19 protein-coding genes are annotated in these 24,092 nt (G+C 41.0%); 11 read left to right on the top strand and 8 right to left on the bottom strand.

Annotation, left to right across the window (positions count from 1 at the left end; translation table 11 throughout):
• The first annotated feature begins 98 nt into the window (after nt 1-98).
• Nucleotides 99-1,745 (top strand): sulfatase-like hydrolase/transferase, encoded by a 1,647-nt coding sequence (locus ACFO6W_RS13195; RefSeq protein ID WP_379997164.1) that lies wholly within the window; start codon nt 99-101, stop codon nt 1,743-1,745.
• 74 nt (nt 1,746-1,819) lie between these two features.
• Here ACFO6W_RS13195 and ACFO6W_RS13190 read toward each other — a convergent pair whose 3' ends face one another.
• Complete coding sequence (locus ACFO6W_RS13190; protein WP_379997162.1) at nt 1,820-3,022, bottom strand: FprA family A-type flavoprotein; 1,203 nt, start codon at nt 3,020-3,022, stop codon at nt 1,820-1,822.
• 29 nt (nt 3,023-3,051) lie between these two features.
• A complete protein-coding gene (locus tag ACFO6W_RS13185) occupies nt 3,052-4,071 on the bottom strand; it encodes a prolipoprotein diacylglyceryl transferase (protein ID WP_379997160.1) in 1,020 nt (339 codons plus the stop codon).
• A 363-nt stretch (nt 4,072-4,434) separates the two neighbouring features.
• Between ACFO6W_RS13185 and ACFO6W_RS13180 the strand changes: the two genes are divergently transcribed.
• The 4 genes from ACFO6W_RS13180 (at nt 4,435) to ACFO6W_RS13165 (ending at nt 9,736) form a co-directional block, all read left to right on the top strand.
• Nucleotides 4,435-6,402 carry a glycogen debranching enzyme N-terminal domain-containing protein gene (locus tag ACFO6W_RS13180; protein WP_379997158.1) on the top strand — a complete coding sequence of 656 codons (1,968 nt, stop codon included), beginning with the start codon at nt 4,435-4,437 and terminating at the stop codon, nt 6,400-6,402.
• 94 nt (nt 6,403-6,496) lie between these two features.
• Nucleotides 6,497-7,756, top strand: a complete 1,260-nt coding sequence (locus tag ACFO6W_RS13175) for a glycosyltransferase family 4 protein (RefSeq protein ID WP_379997156.1) — start codon at nt 6,497-6,499, stop codon at nt 7,754-7,756.
• A 126-nt stretch (nt 7,757-7,882) separates the two neighbouring features.
• Nucleotides 7,883-9,448: a polysaccharide deacetylase family protein gene (locus ACFO6W_RS13170; protein ID WP_379997154.1), complete on the top strand. Its 1,566-nt coding sequence runs from the start codon at nt 7,883-7,885 to the stop codon at nt 9,446-9,448.
• Nucleotides 9,449-9,535: 87 nt separating this feature from the next.
• The gene (locus tag ACFO6W_RS13165) at nt 9,536-9,736 is read left to right on the top strand and encodes a hypothetical protein (RefSeq protein WP_379997152.1); all 201 of its coding nucleotides are present in this window, start codon (nt 9,536-9,538) and stop codon (nt 9,734-9,736) included.
• Nucleotides 9,737-9,806: 70 nt separating this feature from the next.
• Here the strand turns inward: ACFO6W_RS13165 and ACFO6W_RS13160 are convergent, their stop codons facing one another.
• Entirely contained in the window at nt 9,807-10,556 is a 750-nt protein-coding gene (locus ACFO6W_RS13160; RefSeq protein WP_379997150.1) for an RDD family protein, read from the bottom strand.
• Nucleotides 10,557-10,736: 180 nt separating this feature from the next.
• On the opposite strand from ACFO6W_RS13160, the gene ACFO6W_RS13155 reads away from it, so the two are divergent.
• The 6 genes from ACFO6W_RS13155 to ACFO6W_RS13130 are packed head-to-tail and all read left to right on the top strand — an operon-like array spanning nt 10,737 to nt 17,033.
• Nucleotides 10,737-11,732 carry a stage II sporulation protein M gene (locus ACFO6W_RS13155; RefSeq protein ID WP_379997148.1) on the top strand — a complete coding sequence of 332 codons (996 nt, stop codon included), beginning with the start codon at nt 10,737-10,739 and terminating at the stop codon, nt 11,730-11,732.
• Nucleotides 11,719-12,591 carry a DUF7847 domain-containing protein gene (locus ACFO6W_RS13150; protein WP_379997146.1) on the top strand — a complete coding sequence of 291 codons (873 nt, stop codon included), beginning with the start codon at nt 11,719-11,721 and terminating at the stop codon, nt 12,589-12,591. The genes ACFO6W_RS13155 and ACFO6W_RS13150 overlap by 14 nt, the downstream gene beginning before the upstream one ends.
• Nucleotides 12,592-12,601: 10 nt before the next feature.
• Complete coding sequence (locus ACFO6W_RS13145) at nt 12,602-13,348, top strand: hypothetical protein (protein WP_379997144.1); 747 nt, start codon at nt 12,602-12,604, stop codon at nt 13,346-13,348.
• On the top strand, nt 13,338-14,717 hold the full coding sequence (locus tag ACFO6W_RS13140; RefSeq protein WP_379997142.1) for a DUF4350 domain-containing protein: 1,380 nt from the start codon (nt 13,338-13,340) through the stop codon (nt 14,715-14,717). The genes ACFO6W_RS13145 and ACFO6W_RS13140 overlap by 11 nt, the downstream gene beginning before the upstream one ends.
• A gap of 10 nt (nt 14,718-14,727) precedes the next feature.
• Nucleotides 14,728-15,702: an AAA family ATPase gene (locus ACFO6W_RS13135; RefSeq protein WP_379997140.1), complete on the top strand. Its 975-nt coding sequence runs from the start codon at nt 14,728-14,730 to the stop codon at nt 15,700-15,702.
• On the top strand, nt 15,666-17,033 hold the full coding sequence (locus ACFO6W_RS13130) for a DUF58 domain-containing protein (protein WP_379997138.1): 1,368 nt from the start codon (nt 15,666-15,668) through the stop codon (nt 17,031-17,033). The genes ACFO6W_RS13135 and ACFO6W_RS13130 overlap by 37 nt, the downstream gene beginning before the upstream one ends.
• A gap of 46 nt (nt 17,034-17,079) precedes the next feature.
• On the opposite strand, the gene ACFO6W_RS13125 is transcribed toward ACFO6W_RS13130, so the two are convergent.
• The 5 genes from ACFO6W_RS13125 to rfbA form a co-directional block, all read right to left on the bottom strand.
• The gene (locus tag ACFO6W_RS13125; protein ID WP_379997136.1) at nt 17,080-19,368 is read right to left on the bottom strand and encodes an NADP-dependent malic enzyme; all 2,289 of its coding nucleotides are present in this window, start codon (nt 19,366-19,368) and stop codon (nt 17,080-17,082) included.
• 1,118 nt (nt 19,369-20,486) lie between these two features.
• Nucleotides 20,487-21,488, bottom strand: coding sequence for a S41 family peptidase (locus tag ACFO6W_RS13120; RefSeq protein WP_379997134.1), 1,002 nt, complete (start codon nt 21,486-21,488; stop codon nt 20,487-20,489).
• A 132-nt stretch (nt 21,489-21,620) separates the two neighbouring features.
• Entirely contained in the window at nt 21,621-22,412 is a 792-nt protein-coding gene (locus tag ACFO6W_RS13115) for a glycoside hydrolase family 25 protein (RefSeq protein WP_379997132.1), read from the bottom strand.
• Between the two features lie 9 nt (nt 22,413-22,421).
• The gene (gene rfbC, locus ACFO6W_RS13110) at nt 22,422-22,970 is read right to left on the bottom strand and encodes a dTDP-4-dehydrorhamnose 3,5-epimerase (RefSeq protein WP_379997130.1); all 549 of its coding nucleotides are present in this window, start codon (nt 22,968-22,970) and stop codon (nt 22,422-22,424) included.
• Between the two features lie 14 nt (nt 22,971-22,984).
• Complete coding sequence (gene rfbA / locus ACFO6W_RS13105) at nt 22,985-23,848, bottom strand: glucose-1-phosphate thymidylyltransferase RfbA (protein WP_379997128.1); 864 nt, start codon at nt 23,846-23,848, stop codon at nt 22,985-22,987.
• Between the last annotated feature and the right edge of the window lie 244 nt (nt 23,849-24,092).

The following is a 24,092-nucleotide window of genomic DNA, read 5'->3' as shown; positions in this document are numbered from 1 at the left end:
CAAAAGTAAGAATAAAATACTATATTTGTACTCTTTGATGAGGTATTTGTAACCTGTAATTAACAATTAAAAATCAAACCAAATAAACAGAACAGTCAATGAGTGAGGTTCTAAATATACTGAAACGGAAAAAAATACAATTCTTCTTCTTGTTTTACATCTTGCTTTTGGTGCCTATATTATGCCCTCTTGCCCAAAACTTTACCTTTATCGACAAAGTCGCGGTTTTTCTCGTTTGCGGATTACTTTTCGCCGCCATATGGGTGCTATCCCTCTTTTTAAGTTCCAAATCCGAAAAGATTATTTATTCGGCAATGCTGGCTATATCGGTCATTCCGGGTTCTATCTTTCTGGCCTATCTGCTTTTTGCACGTGTGATGCTGGAGCAAAACAGTGTAACCAGCCTGTTCGAAACAAATCCCGAAGAAAGCAAAGAGTTTGTGGCTCATTATTTAAGCATATGGGTTATTGTCGGTGTATTGATTTATGCTGCTATCCCGATTGTGATGATATGCACGATGAAATCGTTCAAAAAGCTAAAAATAAGCAATAATAAACTACTTTTTTCTTTAAGTATTATCATTATCTTATGCATTGTCGGTATCAACAGGGTCTCGCGTTCGGTCTACTTCGTCAACTTCTATAAAACGTTCGTCAGCTATAAACTAAGGACCAGCTATGAAATAAAAACGATAAAAGAGCGGCAGAAAGAGGACTACATAGTAGAATCCGTCCGAAAAGACACCGTGCCATTGACTATTATCGTTGTCATAGGTGAATCCCTGAACAAACACCATATGTCGCTATATGGCTATCCGCGCACCACAAACCCCTTGTTATCCCAGCTTGGAGATAGCCTCATTGTATATCAGGATGTTGTTGCGCCGCAAGTACATACAATCCCGGTCATGCGTTCTATTTTATCTATGTCGGAGTTGAAGCATCCGGAATACTTTACGGAAAAACCATCTTTGTTCGAATTGTTTAACCGTAGCGGATACGACACTTATCTAATAAGCAATCAGGAATTCAGCGAAGACTGCAAATCGAGCTACGATATCCTGTTAACTCTGGCTAAAAAGAAATACAATGTAGCAACATATAAACAACATGACGACATTGTTCTGCCTGTATTGGATAAAATATTCGATGAAAGCGCTAACAACAGAAATAACAAGCTGATACTGGTACATCTGATAGGCAATCATATGGCCTACGAATTCAGATACCCCAAAGAATATATCGTATATAATAATAAAAAAGACAATCTGGTCGCAGATGCGCCATTCAGGGATGATAAAGCGAAGAAGACAATTGATAAATTCGACAATTCCGTCCTATACAACGATTACATAATAAACAGTATTATAGGAACGCTTAAAAGCCGGCAAAAAGGAGATGCAGTAATGATATATTTCTCCGACCACGGCGAAGAATTATACGACTATCGTGAATTTGCAGGGCATGCATATGAAAAGGTATCACCCACAATGAGTGAAATACCTTTTATGATATGGATGTCGCCTTCGTACAGAAAAAAACATACCGATCTTATCTTCGACAATAAACGCCCTTATTCCACCGAAGATTTCATATACTCCCTATCCGACATCGCCGGGCTAAACTATAAAGACTATAATGATTCCAAGAGCCTGTTCTCCAAAGAATTCAAGGCTAAAGAACGCTATGTAGGCGACAAGAGATATGAAGATATCAAGGAGAAATTTAAAGAGTATAAAGAATAAAAAATGAGTTATAAGTCCACATCTCATAACTCATCATTTATAATTTATAATTTATAACTTATAATTTAAAGACTTTATCTGTCTTGCTTCAATCTCTCGGCCATCGCTTTACCCAGCGAAATACAGGCATCATACGTATCATGACGCATAGCCTGACGCATCTCCACCGGCTCGCCAATTACTTCAAACTTAGTATCCAAAGCAAACTGAGCCAGACGTTTCACGGCAGCCCCCGCCCATGTGAATGAACCGAAGTATCCGAAATAACGGTGCTTCATATCACGTCCTTCTATTTTCGACAACAGGTATTCCACTTCAGGAAACAGCTTGTTGTTATATGTAGGCGAACCTACAATCAGCCCCTTATACTTAAAGATATCACGGATAATATAAGAATGTGAACGTTTGGATACATTGTGAAGGATAATCTCCTTTATTCCTTGCTGAGCCAGTTCATAAGCAACAGTTTCGGCCATCTGCTCGGTATTCCCGTACATACTTCCATAAGCTATAACTACGCCCTCATCACCTTCATAACGGCTAAGTTTGTCATAAATGGAAATCACTTTTTTGATCTGTTCATCTATAGTCCACACAGGACCGTGGGTAGAACAAATCATTTTTATATCCAGTGCGCTCAACTTCTCCAATGCCTTCTGTACCGGAGAGCCAAATTTACCCACCACATTGGAGTAGTAACGTATCATTTCGTCATAATAGCGTTCAGGGTGTAATTGTGTATCGGTAATACCGCCATCCAAAGTCCCGAATGTTCCAAAAGCATCTCCCGAAAAGATAATTTTGTCGATAGTGTCATATGTCATCATAGTTTCTGGCCAGTGCACCATCGGTGTGAGATTAAACACAAGATTGTGCTTACCCAACGACAGCTCATCCCCGTCATCAATCACCATCACACCGTCCGTAATACCATAAAAGCCCTGTACCATATCGGCTGTACGCTTATTACCCACAATCTTTACATTCGGATACCTGTTTCTCAGCAAACCGAGGGAACCCGAATGGTCCGGCTCCATATGATTGATAATAACATAATCGAGCGGTCTCCCACTTAATGCTATTTCCAGTTTATGAAAGAAAATATCGGAGTAGCAGATATCAACAGTATCAAATAATGCTGTTTTGCCATCCGAAAGAAGATAGGAGTTGTAAGAAACCCCTTTAGGCAGCGGCCACAGATTTTCAAAAAGATGCTTTGTCCGGTCATTTACGCCGATATAGAATAAGTCATCTTTTATTGGAATTGGTTTTAACATACTATCTAGTATTTTTCCTTTTTATTATGTTATTTTATCGTCTTTTCATCTATCGGCCCTTCTTTTCTGGTTATAGCGCTCCATACCAGCCATACTCCCCATACGACAAACGGCAGGCTCAATAACTGTCCCATATTCAAAACCATCGCCTGCTCATAATCTACCTGCGTGTTTTTTATAAATTCCACGATAAAACGCGACAGAAAAATGCCAATCAGCGAAACTCCCAGAATAAACCCGCTTTTGGTTTTGGCCGGTGTCTTATAAAAAAGGAACAAGCCTATAAGGAAAATGCAGAAATACGTAAGAGCCTCATATATCTGGGTAGGATGGCTGGGCAGAGAGTATATTGGTTCAGCGCCCCTTTTCCAATCCTCTATATTCTGTATAAAGCGAAATGCCCATGGCACATCGGTAGGTCCTCCATATATTTCAGAGTTCATCAAATTGCCCAGACGTATGGATGTCGCTCCTATAGCCACGCCCACCACCAGTTTGTCCAAAGTCTGTATCGATGTCAGATAAGTCATATACAACATAGCCACACATGCACCCACCGATAATCCAAGAAAAGCAATACCCAAAGTGGCATCGGCATTATCAGGATTTATTATATATCCGGCAATTCCACCGACAATGAAGCCGGCTACAGCACCAATAATCAAATGCTTCCAGTTCAATTTCTTTCCGGTTATCTTCAATGAATAAAGACAAACACCAATAACCATCCCAATAGCGCCACCATGACTGGCTAGCCCTCCTTTCCATATCTCTATCAGAGATACGGGGTTGGACAGATATTCCATCGGTTCATAGAACAGGCAGTGCCCCAGACGGGCACCTATGATAAGGCCGGTGAGCACATACAGGAACAGTGAGTCGAACCATTTCTCCGGAAGTTTTTCCGATTTGTACATCCTTTGCACCACCATTGTTGTGCAGAGAACCCCCGCAGCCCATAAAATACCATACCAGCGAATTTCCCGTCCAAAGAGAGAAAAAGCTTCAGGATTTACATCCCATGTTATAAATGAAAGCATGTCCAGCATAAAAATTATATTAGGATTCTATATAAGCTACCTTGTTTTTCGGATTACAAAGATATAAAAATACTATTCATTTAAAACTCGTTTAAATAATAAGTTGTACTAAATTTCTTAATTCTGCCATATTAAAAAACTGAAACTTAATATCTTTTGTTATAAATAAAAATACATATCCAATATAAAATAATTCTAAATAAGTACAACAACGCAGGACACATTTTTGCTTTTGATTTTATGTTAATAAACATCATGCGCAATTTGGAATATTTATTAACATTTTTGCTATCTTTAAAATCAGAAATAGGCTCTGGATAAAGTATCCTGACTTATTCAGTTATGTATACACAGTATAACTGTTAAAAAATTATGGATTATAACAAGGCGAACACCTATCTTAAATTTGATAAATCCCGGATGGTTAATCTAGAATACTCTCTTCGAAGAGAGATACTTAGAACAAACCGACGTGGAGCTTATCATTGTACTACACTCGTAGAATGCAATACGCGCAAACAACACGGACTACTCGTTATGCCTGTGCCCAAACTTGACAATTCGAACCACGTGCTACTCTCTTCTTTCGATGAAACTGTTATACAGCACGGTGCCGACTTCAATCTGGGAATACATAAATACGACGGGGACAATTACAGCCCCATGGGGCACAAATACATCCGTGAGTTTAGCTGCGATTCATTACCCCGCACCATATACAGGGTCGGAGGAGTAATCCTGTCGAAAGAAAAAATGTTTTCGCTCGAAGACAACACTATCTTCATCCGGTACACGCTTCTGGATGCACATTCACCGACAACCATACGCTTCAAACCATTCCTTGCCTTTCGTGAGATCAATACCCTGACGGTAGAAAACACGGTTGCCGAACATGGCTATAAAGAAGTGGAAAACGGTATCAGTATGTGTATGTACAGCGGTTATCCCGAGTTGTACATGCAATTCAACAAAGCGGCGAATTTTGTATTCGAACCCAATTGGTACAAGGGGATAGAATATGATAGAGATAAGGAAGAAGGCCTCCCGTATAAGGAAGACTTATATGTTCCTGGTTATTTCGAACTCCCTATTACAAAAGGTGAATCCATTATATTTTCGGCAAGCGATGTCCATGCCGATACCGGAAGACTATCTCTGTTATTCGAAGAAGGAGTAAAGGAACGTACACCGCGCTCTTCTTTCTACAATTGCCTTAAAAATTCCGGTCACCAGTTTTATTTTCGTCCCTCCAAAAATGAATTATACCTGCTGAACGGCTACCCTTGGGGACAAGTTACCGCCCGGGAGCAATTTATGTCTTTACCGGGACTAACGATCGGCTTAGGCAAACATGAAGCCTTCGAAGAGGTAATGGATACCGCAATCCCAACAATAGAGGCTTTCATGGAAGGGAACCCTCTGACAGGCTTTCTCAAAGATATAGGTGATGCGGATGTATTGCTTTGGGCGCTCTGGGCGTTGAAACGATTTTCCGATACAGAAAAAGACCGTTTTTATGCCAAATACGCATTGCTAACCAGCAAAATTGTAGCTTTCATACAGGAAGGGAAGCACCCTGGCCTCACCCCGTTAACAAACGGATTACTGAGCGTAGACAACCGTGCAGGACACCCTAGCTGGATGGACAACGCCGTGGCGGCCGGCAACTATCCCCTGCCACGCACCGGATGTCTAGTCGAAATCAATGCTTTCTGGTATAACGCATTAATGTTTAACCAGGATATTGCCCGTCATCTGGAAGATGCAAAACTTGAAAAGAAAATGTGCCTATTAGCCGAAATAGTAAAAACTTCATTCATCGACGTTTTTTACAACGATGGCGGTTACCTCTACGATTATGTAGCAGGAAACTATGTGGACTGGAGTGTAAGGCCGAATATGCTTCTGGCCATATCCCAGGACTATCCCCTCCTGGACAAACGGCAAAGCAAGTCCGTCATAGATATTGTCACTAAAGAATTACTCACAGCCAAAGGAATACGCTCCCTCAGTCCTAAAAGCATCGGATTCCGCCCACGCTATGAAGGCTCTGCCGCCGATAAAACCCATAGCGCATACAACGGAGCCTCATGGCCATGGTTGCTTGGCCCGTATATGGAAGCATACATGAAAATATTCCAACGGAGTGGCTATTCGTTTCTCGACCGCCTGCTCATCGGAATAGAAGATGAAATGTCGAACGACTGTATTGCTTCGCTCTCGGCACTTTACGACGGCAGCATCCCGTATTCCGGACATGGGCCTATATCGTATTCCCTTAGCGTGGCAGGGGTTATCTGGGCATTAAACCTACAAAAAGCATTTGCAGATGAATATTAAGAAAAGTATTAACCGCATAAAAAATATTAATGAGAGACGGAAAATTGACACTTGCTATTTTCTCGGTTTCATTAATGCTTAATTTTGAAAGTATATGAAAGCATTAATGTTTGGATGGGAGTTTCCTCCTCATATATTAGGAGGGCTCGGAACTGCAAGTTATGGCCTTACCAGAGGCATGGCGATGCAGCCTGATATGGATATTACATTCGTAATACCGAAGCCTAGGGGAGATGAGGACCAGAGTTTTCTGAAAATCATCGGGGCATGCAATACCCCTGTTGTATGGAAAGACGTTTATTGGGATTATGTAAGCGAAAGGCTTTCAAAATATATGGACCCTCAGGAATATTATAATATGCGGGATCATATTTATGCCGATTTTAGTTACATGCATACCAACGATTTGGGTTGTATCGAATTCTCGGGACGTTATCCCGACAATCTCCTCGAAGAGATAAATAACTATTCGATTATGGCGGGTGTGATTGCCCGTACCCACAATTACGATATTATCCATTCACACGACTGGCTCACCTACCCTGCAGGTATACATGCCAAAAATATATTAGGAAAGCCACTGGTGATACATGTACACGCTACCGATTTCGACCGTAGCCGCGGCAATGTAAATCCACAGGTATACCAGATGGAGAAAAACGGGATGGATCATGCCGACCATATCATTTGCGTAAGTAATCTTACCCGTCAGACGGTAATTGAAAAATACTATCAGGACCCGGCAAAAGTAACCACAGTTCACAATGCCGTAGAACCTTTAAGCCCCGAAATACTAGCCATCAATACCGAAAAAGGAATAAAAGACAAAGTGGTTACTTTCCTCGGGCGCATAACCATGCAAAAAGGCCCGGAATACTTTGTGGAGGCAGCTGCCCGTGTACTGGAAAGGGCCAAGCATATACAATTTGTTATGGCAGGCAGCGGCGATATGATGGAACGCATGCTGTATCTGGCTGCCGAAAAGGGTATATCGGACCGCTTCCATTTCACAGGCTTCCTCAAAGGGAAGCAAGTGTATGAAATGCTGAAACGCAGCGATGTATATGTAATGCCATCGGTATCCGAGCCTTTCGGGATTTCCCCGTTGGAAGCCATGCAATGCAGTATCCCTACCATTATCTCCAAACAATCGGGATGCGCCGAAATTCTGGACAAGGCCGTAAAGGTAGACTACTGGGATGTAGATGCCATGGCAGATGCCATATATTCTATTTGTACATATGATGCTATGGCGGATTTTCTCAGCAAAGAGGGCAAAGCCGAAGTGGATAATATCAAATGGGAATATGCAGGACAGAAAGTAAGGGATATATATAATAACTTGTGTAACTAAAGCAGCTCCCTAATTCCCCGGAGGGGGACTTGCAGCGAGAGTAAAAATTGATTGAAAAAAATTAAAAATAGTACAAGTAGCTTGTTTACTCGTAACTCGTAACTTGTAACTAAAAAAATATAAATTATGAAAAATATTTGTTTCTACTTCCAGATACATCAGCCACACCGCCTTAAAAGGTACAGGTTCTTCAATATCGGAGGCGACCACTATTATTATGATGACTTTGCCAATGAAGATTTCATCCAGCGGGTAGCCGAAGTTTCCTTTATTCCGGCCAATAGATTGATGCTGGATATGATAAAAGAATACAACGGAAAGTTCAAGGCCGCATTCTCGATCTCGGGTGTGGCACTGGACCAGATGGAGATATATGCCCCGGAGGTAATCGATGGATTCAAGGAACTCGCCGATACAGGATGTGTCGAATTCTTATCTGAAACACAAGGGCATTCCCTGGCGTCGCTTATTGATCCCGAAGGGTTTAAAAAACAGGTAAAGGAACATGACGATAAAATAGAAAGCCTGTTTGGGCAACGTCCGAAAATATTCCGTAACACGGAACTGATATACTCGGACGATATCGCCGAGCTTGTCCACGATATGGGATTTACGGGTATGATCACTCCCGGAGCAAAAAGAACTTTAGGATGGAAAAGCCCCAATTATGTATATAAATCGGCTGCACAACCGAAACTGAAGCTATTGATGCGCAACCCACGATTCAGTGATGATATCGCAACCCGCTTCTCCAATTATAACTGGAGCGAGTATCCGCTTACCGCCGACAAATTTATAAACTGGATAGCCGCCACACCAAAGGAAGAACAGGTAATCAACCTGTTTATGAATTATGAGGCACTGGGCAACTTCCAAAAGAAAAGTTCGGGAATATTTGATTTTATAAGGGCGTTGCCTCGATTTGCCAAAGAAAAGAATATCGGATTTGCCACCCCTTCCGAGGTACTGAATATGCTGAAACCGGTAGACAGTATTTCGTCTATGCACCCGATATCATGGGTAGGCGAAGAAAGGGATATATCGGCATGGTTAGGCAATACACTGCAACAGGAAGCTTTCCACAAACTCTACGAAGTTGCCGAACGTGTGAGTATGAGCCAGTCGAGACGGCTGTTGCAAGACTGGAATTATCTGCAATCGAGCGACCACTTCTATTATATGGGAACAAAACATGACCTGCCGTTCAGCCCTTACGCCTCTCCATACGAAGCATTCAATACTTATATGAATGTATTGAGTGATTTCAAGGAAAGAGTAGATGCCGAATTCCCTAGTTCGATCGAAAACGAAGAATTGAACGCCCTGCTGACAACTATCCACAACCAGGCAGACGAAATAGACCGGTTAGAAGACAAGATTAAGAAACTGGAGACAAAAACAAAGGGCACTGCATCCAAGGCTACGGATAAACCCGTTTCAAAACCTGAAACCATTAAGGAAGAGAAGCCTGCTCCTGCCCCGAAAGCATCGAAGAAAAAAGTGGCTGTTGCCTCTGCAAAATCCGAGGACAAGACAGGATTGACCACAAAGGTTAAAACCGGACCGAAAGCTAAAAAGCCGGCGGCAAAGATAAAAACAGATACTAAACCGGGAATAGAAGCCAAACCAGAAGAAAAAACGGATGGTAAAAGACCTGCATCCACGACTAAAGCTACGACAAAAAATAAATAATATTTTATATCCTTGCAACTTTTGACAAGCAGAATGCATCTTTATTAATAGGAACGTATTAGTCACTGTAACAAACTATTTAAGCCTATGAAAACAAAGATGCATTCTGTATATTCAAGTGTACGATTTTCCATACTATCACTAGCCGATCAATATTCGGGCACAACCATTAATCCGGAAGAAAAAGGATGGATGAAGAGGGTTGTTTCCGGTCTAAAACCTGAAGAGCATATAGTGAAGAATATCAATATGATAACAGAAAAATTCCCCAAAATAGACGTTTTATAAACAGATAGGCTCAAAGATGTAATAAGGCATATTTGCCCGCTTTACTTTATATTCACGCAGCTTTATTTTTTTATATGTCCTGTACTGCCTGATAATTATAATCACTTACTACTTTACGAAGAAACACCCTGTCGGGTCCATTATAAGTATATCCCGTAATGGACTTTATACGTTCGGCCAGCCGCTGGTTGAAGTAATCGCTGTCGCGCATGCGCTGATCCTCTATTATAGAACTGATAGTCTGAATATCCTTATCGGATAGTCTATCCAGAACATCTATATAAGTCACCTTATAATCTTCATGGAAATCGAGATCGGTGATGGATAATTCCCTGTTACGACTATTTAATTTGAGGTCTATAACCGTGGTTCCGGCCAGAAGGTCGCCCAAACGTTGCGATTTTTTTGTCACAGCCACCATGATTACCGCCAGAAAACCTTCTGTCAGGGAGAAGTCTATCAAACGAAAAAGCCATCTTATGAGGAAAGAGCTAGATGTAGGAGCTGTACCGTCAACGTTGACAACCCTTATTTTCATGACCATTTTACCGGGACTCTGCCCGTTATTTAAAATTTCGAAAAGCAAATGATAGAAGATTACAGGAAAAAAAATGATAATAACGAGAAAGATTGCAAAGATATCCCCACTGAAAGCCTGATTTATTCCAAAAGACGCCACCGTCCCCAAAATCCAAAACCAGCCGATAACCCACACAATAATAGCAATAAGATCGAGTAGATATGCTAGTATACGCTGTCCTACGCCCGCAGTTTCGTAATCTATAGTTACATTTTGTGTTGTCTGAACTTCAATAATCATTTCGATAAATAAAATAAGGCTTCAAGCCTTTTTTGCACCTATATCTGTTTTGTTTTCCCATTATAATGACTAAAAATCACAATTCCAGATACTCTCTATTATTTATAATTGACAAATTTAATTTTTTTGTATGATTATTACCACATTTCTTTCTTTCTTTTTAGGCAAAGGATTATATTTGTGAAAATAATTCTAAATACGAACTACAAACTAATGAGAGAAGCCGCCTTTGTTAAGGAAAATAGGAATAAGTGGCAGCAGATAGACAGTCAGACCAAAGATAAAGATATTCCGGCTGAAACACTCGCTGACAACTTCATAGAACTTACAGACGATCTCTCGTATGCACGTACTTTTTATCCCAAATCACAGACAGTAAGATATCTTAATCAGCTTGCCGGCCGCTATTTTATTAATATATACCAGTACCGAAAAAAGGAGAACGGCCGTTTCCTCCGCTTCTGGAAAACCGAATTACCGCTTATCATGTACCGGTACAGGAAGAATATGCTTTATGCATTCCTGTTCATGCTTGCAGGCGTACTTTTGGGAATCTTTTCCCTGCAACAGGAATCTGATTTTTCAAGCGCAGTACTCGGGCAGGGATACGTGAACATGACTCTCGAAAATATAGAAAACGGAGATCCGATGGGCGTATATAAAGACGATGCTAAAGGATGGATGTTTTTCGGTATAGGCAGCAATAATATCAGGGTAGCATTCTATGCTTTTATTTTCGGGATATTTTGCTCTGTTGGAACAGTTTATATACTGTTTTCCAATGGGGTAATGCTGGGTGTATTCCAATATTTTTTCTACCAATATGGATTACTCGGTGAATCGGCGGCTGTCATATGGCTGCATGGCACATTGGAAATATCGGCTATTATCATATCCGGAGGTGCAGGTATGGTTTTGGGAAACAGCATCCTGTTCCCCGGCACATACAAACGGATCGATGCCGTGCAGAGAGCGGTGAAAGATGCTGCAAAAATAGTAGTGGGCCTGATTCCCGTCTTTATTGTAGCTGCTTTTATCGAAAGTTATATTACCCGCCTCACAGATATGCATATATATCTTAAACTTACAATAATAGGCCTGTCGGCATTATTTATCATATGGTATTTTATTTATTACCCTTATCTTATAAACAAAAAAACGAATGGAGACACATGAAAAAATCAGATTGAACGGAAACCGCGATTTCAGTGGTAACTTCGATATGGCAATAAAATTTATCAAACAGAATTTCGGGCCTATTGCCAGAGGTCTTTCTTATCTGATACCTCTATTGCTGATAGCTGCATTCTGTATACCAAACCTGTTCAGCATGTATTATCAGATGGGAACTCACGGATTAAATAATCCCTATGAAGATTTCACGGTATCCTCATTTCTTATGGCTGCCATCGGGTATATACTACTGTGGCTTGCCATGTTCGCCATGATATTATTTACCATATCTTATATGTCGATGTATGTAAAATCGGATGACGGAGTTGTCGACAATATACAAGTATGGAAAAAAACAGCCAAAGTAGCGTTGCCTGCTTTCGGGGCTTCGATTCTTTTTGGGCTGGCATTCACGATAGGTTTCGTTTTATGTATTATACCGGGTATTATTGTTATGGTTTATCTGGGATTTTATCTATATGCATATATCAATGAAGATCTAGGTATTATGGATAGTTTCCAACGAAGCATCGAGTTAGTCAGGAATAATTTCTGGATAACATTAGGTTATGGCTTAGTGTTTGTAATTATACTCTCTTTGATTGGTTCCGTATTTGCCATACCCTACTATATAGGGTTGATAGCAAGTACGTTTCAGGTTAAATTTTTCGCCAACGATTTTTTCTTTATCTTATCCATCATGATTCTCTTTGTGGGATCTTTATTCTCATATATAATAATGTATACAGCTATGGGAGTCATGTATTACAGCCATCGCAACAAGATAGAAGGCAACGATCTGGAATTTGAGATAGACAGTATAGGAAACCATAACGATACTCCTCCAAGCATCCCATATTAACCCGGTCTCTGTGTTGAACAATAAGAAAGATATAACATTTATAAAGAGTATATTATTTATATTCTTCACTTGTCTATTCTCATATCTTCCGGCGCAGACCGACACAATACAAACCATTACGACATCACCTGTACAGGAAACTGTGGATTTCAGAATCCCTGATGAAACGAAAATAAAAGAATACCAGAACGATAATCGCTTCCAGTACAAAAGAGTCGAAAAAACTCCCTCATGGTGGGATAAAGTTAAAAATTGGTTCTTCAATCTCTTCGAAGATATATTTTCAGCTATAGCAGAATCGGGCTTTCCTGGAGTTATAGTCCTGATAGCGCTAATTGTTATTATATGCCTTATTGTCCTGAAATTTGCCGGAGTAGACCTCAGGACAGTATTCGGGAAGAAAAAGATGGATACGCCCGAAATCGATATTTATACCGAGAATGTACACGATATGGATTTTGATTCGCTGATAGCGAATGCGTTGAAAAATAAAGATTACCGCCTTGTTATACGCTTCCTTTATCTAAAAAATCTGAAACTTTTAACGGATAAGGAGTTTATAGAGTGGAAGCCAAATAAGACCAACTACAGTTACCAGTACGAGATAGAAAATCAGACCGTACGCTCCAATTTTATGGAAACGACGCTGATTTTCGATTATATATGGTATGGAGAATTCATTCCCGATGAAACGAACTTCCCTCTTATATGTAGCCGGATGGAGTCTTTCTCTAAAACGATAGCCAATGAAAGATAAGAAGATGATAGCACTCATAGTGGTGATTGTCCTCTTATTATTCGGACTCCCATTCGCAAGATCCAGGGCGCCAAAGCCTGTAGACTGGTCGCCTACTTTCATCAATTCGAAAACCGGACCTTATGGTACATATATTACCTATCAGCTACTGGACGATATTTTTGATGAAAAGAATATACGGGTCACCCGCATGCCGGCCTATAACAACCTGAAGAAAAATGTGGGAGAATACCTAACTTATGATGATTCATACTCATACGAAGACAAGGATTATTACGATACATATGAGGAATCTACAGTCACGGATTATCCGGACTATGAAACCGACTCCGCAACAAGTTATATGGAAGAGCAAATAGAAACCGGCAGTACTCTCACGGAAGAATATGATCCCACTTCATGGTATGCCGATCTGGATAATATATCAGATACTACCTCATATATATTTATAAACACAAGTTTTACGCTCGATAAGCTGGATATGGAGTATATGCTGGATTTTGTAGGGTTGGGTAATAACGTCTTTATTTCTGCCGAAACGATAGACAGAAAGCTTTTGGATACATTAAAGATAAAGACGGATACAAAATATTTCCAGACAGATACAGTTTATAACCTTACTGACCACCCTGCAAGAAAATACAGTTTCGGCAGTATTCAGGGACAAGTAAAATTTAATACGGATAGTTGTAAACTCTCTGTCAGACCTTTGGCCTTTAACAATAAGAAAGATACCGTATTTATCGATGTTAAGTATGGTAAAGGCCATATCTACCTGCATTCCGTACCTTCGGCTTTTGCGAATGTGAACATGCTCCAAACCGGGAAGTACGATTTTGGATTCCGGTGTTTATCATACCTGCCCAAAAACAGTAAGATAATTTGGGACGAATATCAGAAGCAGGGTTCACTGGGCGAAGGAAGCGATTTTAAGATAATGTTGAATAATCCGCCATTGCGTGTAGCATTGTATGCTATTCTCATCGGTTTTTTGCTGTTCATGCTATTCCGCTCAAAACGCACCCAACGGGCTATTCCAATCATCAAGCCTCCGGTGAATTCATCATTAGAATTTCTGGGAACGATAAGTAACCTTTATTACCGTAAGAATGATTTCATGACCATATTAATAAAACGACATGCATATTTCCTCGATTACATCAGGAAGCATTATTATATGTCCACCGAAAACATCGACAATGAATTTGTAAATGTATTGAGTGCGAAATCGGGGATGGACAAGGACCGGCTCAGTGAACTGTTCCATATCTATAAAGACTTATCCACATTGGCCTTTATAGAAACCCAGCCATTCCTTAGATACAATAACTTGTTGGAAGAGTTTTATAGAACTGTAAAGAACAAATAAACAGAGATATATGTCAGATTTAGAATTCCAGTCGAGAATAGATTTCTCCGAATTGAGCCAAGGCGTTCAAAGCATAAAAAATGAAATCGGGCGGGTTGTTGTCGGCCAGCATCAGTTGATAGAACAAATGATTGTTGCTATTCTGGCAAATGGCCATGTGCTGGTAGAAGGTGTGCCCGGCGTTGCAAAAACATTATCGGCAAAACTTTTAGCTAAGACAATCGATGTAGGATTCAGCCGCATCCAATTTACCCCCGACCTGATGCCGTCAGACGTATTGGGCACGAGTATTTTCATGCCGGGAGCCGCTAAGTTCGAATTCAAGAAAGGGCCTATATTCTCCAATATAGTCCTGATAGACGAGATTAACCGTTCTCCGGCCAAAACCCAGGCAGCTTTATTCGAAGTAATGGAAGAACGTCAGGTTACAAATGACGGTACCACATATAAGATGGACTATCCGTTCCTCGTAATAGCCACGCAAAACCCTATCGAACAGGAAGGTACTTACCGCCTGCCGGAAGCACAACTGGACCGTTTCCTTTTCAAGATAGTAGTGGATTATCCGAATATCGTCGATGAAATCGCTATTCTTGATCGCCAGAACAAAGGCGAACTCACTATAGATGCAGTTATAAACCCTGTGCTGGATGCCGGAAAGCTCAACCGTTTACGTCAGACTGTGGAAAAAGTGCTGGTCGAACATCATTTACTCGAATACATCGCACAAATAGTATCTGCCACCCGTCAGAGTCCATGGATAACATTAGGCGCCTCGCCTCGTGCTTCCCTGGCCATTCTGAATGCATCAAAAGCGTTGGCAGCCATCAGAGGCCGAGATTTTATCACACCCGACGATATAAAAGAAATGGCCGTGCCTGTGCTTCGCCACAGAGTATTATTAACACCTGAAAAAGAAATGGACGGTACATCCACCGATACAATCATATGGCAATTGATAGACAAAGCGGAGGTTCCCCGATAATACGGTTTATTAAGAGTCTCTATCTTACAAACCTGCTCTTTATTACACTGGCATTATGTGTAATAGGACTTTTCACATGCTTTATTTTCGATGAATATTTCTACCTGATGCAGCTTGCGTTGGGCGTATTCTGCGTATTTATCCTTCTGGATATATTCACTGTCTTTCGTCAGAAGAAAGGAATAGCAGGAACACGTAATTGTCCCGACAGATTGTCCAATGGCGATCAGAACACAATATCTATCTCTATCACAAATAAATACCCTTTCAAAGTCAGGATAAAAATCGTAGAAGAAGTTCCTTTCCAATTTCAGAAAAGGGATCTGATATTCAGAACATCTCTGGCAGCCGACAGATCAGAAGTCTTCTATTACGACTTACGTCCCACTCAGCGGGGAGTATATCAATTTGGCTCTTTAAATGTTTATGTAGCAGGTTTATTCGGCTTCGTCAGCAGACGCTATATCTTCGACAACCATAAGGATGTGGCGGTATATCCGTCATTTATAGAGATGCATAAATATGAATTGCTGGCGGCATCGCACCGTCTGACCGATTACGGGGTAAAAAGAATCAGGCGGATAGGGCATGCAACGGAATTCGACCATATAAAACATTATATATCCGGCGACGATCCCCGTACAATCAATTACAAGGCAACAGCCCGTATAAACCAACTTATGGTAAATACATACCAGGAAGAAAAGTCGCAGCCTGTATATTGCCTTATCGACAAAGGGCGCACAATGAAAATGCCGTTCAACGGACTGACATTGCTCGATTATGCGATCAATTCGACTTTAATGGTATGCAGTACAGCGCTTAACAAAGGCGATAAAGCCGGATTGATTACCTTTTCGAAAGGGATAGACGAAATATTGCCTGCCGATAAGCATCGCCGCCAACGGAACAAGATACTGGAAACTCTGTACGCTCAGCAAACCGATTTCAAAGAGGCCGACTATGAACGCCTATATGTCACTGTACGCCGTAAACTGACGCAACGAAGCCTGATAATTCTATATACCAACTTTGAAACAGTAAATGGCATGCGCCGCCAATTGAAATACCTGGGCAGTATGGCCAAAGATCATCTGATACTCGTCGCCTTTTTCCTCAACTCGGAATTTAATGAAGTTCTGGATACCTCACCCTCCAATATGGAAGAGACTTTCCGCAAAGGGATGGCTGAAAAGCTGTCGTATGACAAACTGCTTATTGTAAAAGAACTGAACAGGTACGGGATTTACACAATATTGTCAAAGCCCGAGAATCTGACGATCGATTCCATCAATAAATACCTGGAGTTCAAATCGAGAGGCCTGATATGAGTAATAAGTCGTAAGTCATTACTCAATACTTAGTACCTGATACTTACTACTCTTCCAATTGTCCGCTTTGAGATGCAATCGCATCCACGACAGCAACAGTCGTAAGATTTATAATATCCCTTACAGAGCTTTCAATATCAGTGAAATGAACCGGCTTGCGTAGTCCCATCTGAATAGGCCCGATACTTTCACCGGCAATGCCGAGTTCCATAAGCAGCTTACTGGATATATTTGCAGAGCTCAGATTCGGGAATATCAATGTATTCACATCCTTACCTCTTAGTGCATTGAAAGGGAAAGTCTTGTCTCTTAGCTCCTTGTTCATTGCAAAGTTCAGTTGCATTTCGCCGTCGATCTTGAATTCAGGATAATTCTCGTGGAAGTACCGTATAGCGTTAGCTATACTCTTCGGACTACCGTTATCATCTGCACCATAATTGGAGAACGACAGCATTGCCATTACAGGTTCGGTTGCAAAATATTTAACCGCATCGTGTGTCAACTTCACTATTTCTATCAGCACATCTTCCTCCGGCCAGCGGTTTATAAGCGTATCAGCCAGGAAAAAAGGCCCTTTCTTGGTATGCACGATATGCATTGCTGCAAAATGCTTGTAATTGGGCCGTAATCCGATAACTTCCAGCGCAGTACGCGCAAATTCGCGGTAATGACTGTAAATCCCGGTTATTACAGCATCGGCATCCCCTGTTTCCACCATCATCATACCGAAATAATTGCGGTCGCTCATTTTCTCAAAAGCTTCCTGATATCGGATACCTTCTCTCGATTTCTTATCACTTAATATCTTTGCGTAACGGCTACGCCTTACATCTTCCGATATGTTGCGATGATCTATTATTTGTATTCCATTCAGCTCAAGCCCGTTTTCACCGGCAATATGCCTGATGCGGTCCTCACTACCCAACAGGATAGGATGGCACAAACCGTCTTTATGTGCAAAAATCGCAGCCTTTATCATATTGATATGGTTACCCTCGCAATATACAACCCGCTTGGGATCACTCTTTGCCAAATGCGTAAGACGGTGTATGAGCTTATTGCTGTAACCCAGCATCTCCGATAGCTTGTTCGCATATGTATCCCAATCGGTAATCTGCTTACGGGCAACGCCACTTTCAATAGCCGCTTTCGCTACCGCAACAGAAACAGTCGTCAGCAAGCGCGGATCGAGAGGTTTAGGTATAATGTATTCTTTACCGAATGACAGACGCTTCAACTCATAGGCTGTATTGATAACATCCGGAACAGGTTCCTTTGCCAGATCGGCAATAGCACGTGCCGCGGCAAGTTTCATTTCTTCATTGATACCTGTAGCCCTGACATCGAGCGCGCCGCGGAATATATAAGGAAATCCCAGCACATTATTGACCTGATTAGGATAGTCGGAACGGCCTGTGGCAAAAATAATATCATCGCGGGAAGCCATTGCTTCTTCGTATGAGATCTCGGGATTAGGATTCGCCAAAGCAAATACAATAGGGTCCGGAGCCATTTTGCGAACCATCTCCTTTGTCAGTACATCAGCTTTGGACAGGCCTAAAAACACATCGGCGCCTTCTAAGGCTTCAGCCAGCGTTGTTATATCCCTACCGGTCGCAAAACATTTCTTTATATCACTCAAATCATTACGTCTCGTAGTAAGTACCCCCTTACTATCACACATAATTATATTTTCTTTCCTGACTCCGAATTTCATATACAGGTTAGTACAGGCAACAGCCGAAGCCCCTGCCCCGTTCACAACCAGTTTTATCTTCGAAATATCCTTATTTGATACATCCAGCGCATTAAGCAATGCGGCCGCCGATATGATAGCCGTGCCATGCTGATCGTCATGCATCACCGGAATATCGAGTTCTTCCCGCAGACGTCGCTCTATTTCGAAACATTCAGGAGCTTTTATGTCTTCCAGATTGATTCCTCCGAATGTAGGGGCAATCGCTTTTACTGTCTGTATAAATTTCTCCGGATCTTTCTCATCCACCTCAATATCAAAGACATCGATCCCTCCGTATATCTTAAAAAGTAATCCCTTACCCTCCATTACCGGTTTGCCTGCCAGAGCCCCGATATCTCCCAGCCCCAGAACGGCCGTACCGTTAGATATGACTGCCACCAGATTCCCCTTAGCCGTGTAATCGTATGCCGTCTGAGGATATTTTTCTATCTCCAGACACGGCTCGGCTACACCGGGTGAATATGCCAACGCCAAATCGGTTTGAGTACTGTGAGGTTTTGAGGGAATAACTTCTATTTTCCCCGGTCTGCCTGATGAGTGATACTTTAAAGCAGCTTCTCTTGTAACTTTAGGCATAATCTTAAGATTTTTATAAGTTTTACTAATTATATCAACTAGCATGAATTAGAAACAAAGTTACAAAAAAGGAATCTGATACAGCCAAATTTTAGGTTAATCGTTATGACAATAAAAACTGTTTTTCAACATAAAAATGACAGAAAATATAGACCATAATCAAGCATTTTCAATTTCGTTAACATCATAAAGTCAAAACACAATATAATAAAATTAGATATTTAGCTTTAATACAACAATTTGACGCAGGATGATGAAAATAGTATAATAACAGATAATATCTCAATTTCTATACATCTTGCATTTTAACTATAAAACCATCATAAATCACATTCAACTTTTACAGTTAGCAGTTAACAGAAATACAGGTCTTTCAACTTATTACTTAAAACTCATAATTCATTATTATATTTACGTTTATTAACTATGTTTAATTAAAACCTGACACATCTGACAGTTTTTTCATTATTTTCATCTTATACATTCACATTCATTAACTATATATAGTTAAAAAGTAACAAAAGTAACACTTGTTTCAATTAACAGCTAACAGTTATCAGTGAACAACTCATATCTCGTGTCTTGTCTACTCGTAACTCGTAACTGCCCGAAGGGCGAAGTAACTCGTAACCGTTAAAAGGTAACAAAGGTAACACTTATTTCAGTTAACAGTAAACAGTCAGCAGTTAACAACTCGTATCTCGTGTCTTGTCTACTCGTAACTGCCCGAAGGGCGAAGTAACTCGTAACTATATCAAAAAAGTTACAAAAGTTACACTTTTCCCACTATTTTTTATCTGTTCCTTTTTTCTCTCTCCGTAAGTCCCCCAAGGGGCAGGGCTGTTAAGTTCTCCGCTTTATTTTGTTATTCTCTGCTGTCATCCTGAGTGGAACGAAGGATCTCCTTCTATTTAGGAGATGTTTCACTTCGTTCAACATGACAAAGAGTATATAAGGATTCAGAACTTAACAGCCCTGCTCTTGGGGAATGGAGAGTGCTCGTTCATCCTTTCAAAGAACTATCAGCTAAAAGCTAAAGGCTATCGGCTTAATATATAGATAAAGTATTTTGTAAAAAGTGATTTTTGATTCAAGATTATTTAAATCATTGGTTCACGTTATTTATTAGCCTTCAAAACCTCTCTGGCTCTTTCGATCATCGAATCTAATCCCTTAGCCATATCTTCATCTGTCATGTCCTGAGAGATATCGGGGTCGATGCCAAATTCTATCTGCTCTTTCTCTGCATCCAGGACGGGTGATGCTGAAAACCGTACCGACCAGCCATTGGGCAATTCGGAAGAGAAAGGCAAACCGGAACCTCCGCCTGTTTTATCACCTATGATAATAGCATTTGGAGCATAACGCATCGCGTTCACAAAATCATTGGCTGCACTATAACACCTGCGGTTGGTAAGTACCGCCACTTTTTTCTGGAATCTCAGCCCGCTTGCCGGCTCTATATGCATTTCATAAGGTTCGGAGAAATCATTATGTCCCTTACCAGTTTTGTGAAGGATATGGGCTACCAGTGTCTTCTCATTAAAGAAATAAGACGCAAGTTTTTCACTGTTAGTCATTAGCCCCCCGCCGTTGTTCCTTACATCGAGGATAACACCGTCACATGCGGCCAGACGGTCGAATACCTGCGACAGATTACCATCGCCGATCCCACTCGAAAAACTACCATAGTACACATAACCAATATTATCATCCAGTATTTTGTACTTCAATCCGCTGGCAATACTGTAGTCTGTCCCAAGATAATTATCCTGTATTTTGGTGTCGAAATTATAGGGATAATCTTCGTACCATTTCCAGTAACGGGCCACATCATGGGTCGCCACCAGATTCACATGCCCGTCCTTTACCTCAGCCAGCATTTCTCCCAATACCGTAAACAAGGCATCGTTGCTCATACTCTCACTTATACGTGCTGCATAACGGGTATGAACTTCGTTCCAGTCCACATCCTTATAACTGAAAAAACAGTAATGCTCATCCATTATTTTCCACAAAGCCTCAAAGTTTCCTTTTCTGGTATTATCGAATTTATCTTCATCAAAACATGATGAAAAGCAGAAAACAAATGCAAGAGATATGAAAAGTATATATTTCATACTATAATTTTGTTTTTAATGGATGTATGGAAACTCGCATGACAAAATTATCATGCACTTAGATGAATGGTGATTGGCTCCGCCGATTTTGCAATTCATGCTTGTTTTCATACAGTATTTATATTTAGAGCCTCAAGGTAATAATAATTCTTTAAACTCCTGAAATGAATAACGATAGTAGTTCAAATCAATATCGCCATCCACCCCGGGCAATTCCCCTTTATGCGAAAACTGCCATATACGCCAGTTCTTCACATCACCGGACGGCTCATTATGCAGGTCACACATCCAGATCAGGTTATCAGGAAAATTATCTTTGATATATAATTTATAGCAATCTTTATTTGTATAAATGACTGGATGGATGCCAAAATGCTCATACAACTCCTTTTCCAGCACTTTCAATTCACTTACGACAACTTCAATATAGTCTTTATCCTTACTATACGGATTGGCCGGTGAATGTTCCACATCGATAGCCGGCAGCATATCTCCGGCGTTAAACCGCGCTATTTTCAGAAAGTGCAGGGCCTGCTCTTTTCCGGATAGGCCGAATGTATAGAAATGGTAAGAACCCACCTTTATATTGGTTTCCCTCGCCAAATCATAATTGTAGGGATAATTCCTGTCTTCATGGGAAGTTCCTTCTGTCGCTTTAATATAAGCGAAAGTGATGTTCTGCTCCAATACACTCTCCCAGTTAAGGATCGGGTTGTGATGGGATACATCCACTCCCTTTACAAAATACTTGCTGGAATCGAAAGACCCGGATTCTCCAAAATAATCTTTTATAATGAAGAACGCCACAACACACAGGCACGCAGCTATGACAAATGGCAGAATAAGCCTTTTCGGTTCAAATTTCGTTGCTCTCTTTCTGCCTGTTTTTTTCAGGGTTCGCTTTCTTACTATTTTCTTAGCCATTGGCTTACCTTAATCGAAAACAACAGTCTCAGTAAAAAGCTTACCTGCTTTATCTTTTGCCGACAGAATCAGCTCTTCTTCTTTTATTCCCCAATCAATACCCACTGTTGGATCGTTCCACAAAAGCGAGGCCTCATATCCCGGGGCATATACATTGTCCACTTTGTAAGAAAAAATGGCTTCGGGGCTAAGCACCAGAAATCCATGGGCAAAACCTCTGGGGATGAATAATTGCTTTTTATTATCTTCGGTAAGTTCCACGGCTAAAGATTTGCCGAAGGTGGGTGACGATTTACGCAGATCCACTATCACATCCAGTACACTGCCCTTTAGCGCTCTGACCAACTTAGCCTGCGCATATTTACCTGTCTGATAATGTAAGCCCCGCAATACACCACGGGTCGACTTCGATTCATTGTCCTGGATAAATTCAACCCTTCCGACATGCTCCTCAAAAGCATCTTTCCGGTACGACTCCATAAAATACCCTCTTTCATCGGTAAAGACACGGGGTTCTATTATCCAGACTCCTTTTATGTTCTGCTCTGTAAATTTCATACAATAAAAAAACTTTAGTCTAGTAAGCTAAGTATATATTGTCCATATGCTGTTTTATCAAGACGTTTGCCTAAAACCCGCAGTTGTTCATTATCGATCCACTTGTTTCGCCATGCAATTTCCTCTATACATGATATATAAAAACCTTGCCTGTTCTGTATTGTCTCAACATAGTTCCCGGCTTCAAGCAAGCTATCGCAATTCCCTGTATCGAGCCATGCAAAGCCCCGTCCGAACAATTGAACCTTCAAAGTCCCTTCGTTCAGATAGCACTTGTTCAGATCGGTGATTTCAAATTCTCCTCTGGCCGACGGCTTCAACGCCTTCGCCTTTGCGGAGACACTGTCATCGTAAAAATAAAGTCCGGGCACAGCGTAGTTGGATTTAGGGTTTTCGGGTTTCTCCTCCAATGATACTACCTTACCATCTTCATTAAACTCTACAACTCCGTATGCCCTGGGATCTTTGACATAATAGCCGAAAATGCATGCCCCTTTTTCTATCGTTGCAGCTTCTTTCAGCATTTTGGAAAAGCCCTGTCCGTAAAACATATTATCTCCGAGAATCAGGCATCCGGCTTCTCCGTTCAGAAATTTTTCGCCCAATACGAAAGCCTGGGCCAAGCCGTTAGGAACTTCCTGAATTACATATTCAAACTTCATCCCGAGCTCTTCTCCCGTACCCAGCAACGCCTCAAACATCGGCAAATCGCGCGGCGTGGAAATGACCAATATTTCGCGGATACCGGCCAGCATCAGTGTGGATAAAGGATAATAGATCATCGGTTTATCATATACCGGCATTATCTGCTTCGATATTGCTTTGGATAAAGGGTAAAGTCGTGTGGCGCTTCCGCCTGCGAGGATAATTCCTTTCATGCTCGTTCTGTTTATTTATTCAAATGCAAATATAAGATAATAGTTACGAGTTACAAGTTACGGATTACGAGTTTTTCGTTGCTCCGCTCCGTTTTGCCAACGTGCATCTTGCTTACTCGTAACTGCCAGCTGAGCGAAGTAACTCGTAACTTTTCATTATCTGATCATCCTTTTATGTTTTTTTGTTAAAAATAAGACATATATAACCCTGTCAAATTTCGCTATTTATAAAAAAAAGTATTCC

It is taken from the genome of Dysgonomonas termitidis, assembly GCF_042654545.1.
Lineage (GTDB): Bacteria > Bacteroidota > Bacteroidia > Bacteroidales > Dysgonomonadaceae > Dysgonomonas > Dysgonomonas termitidis.
Note: the sequence above shows the minus strand (reverse complement) of the source record. Positions and strands in the feature narration are given on the sequence as shown.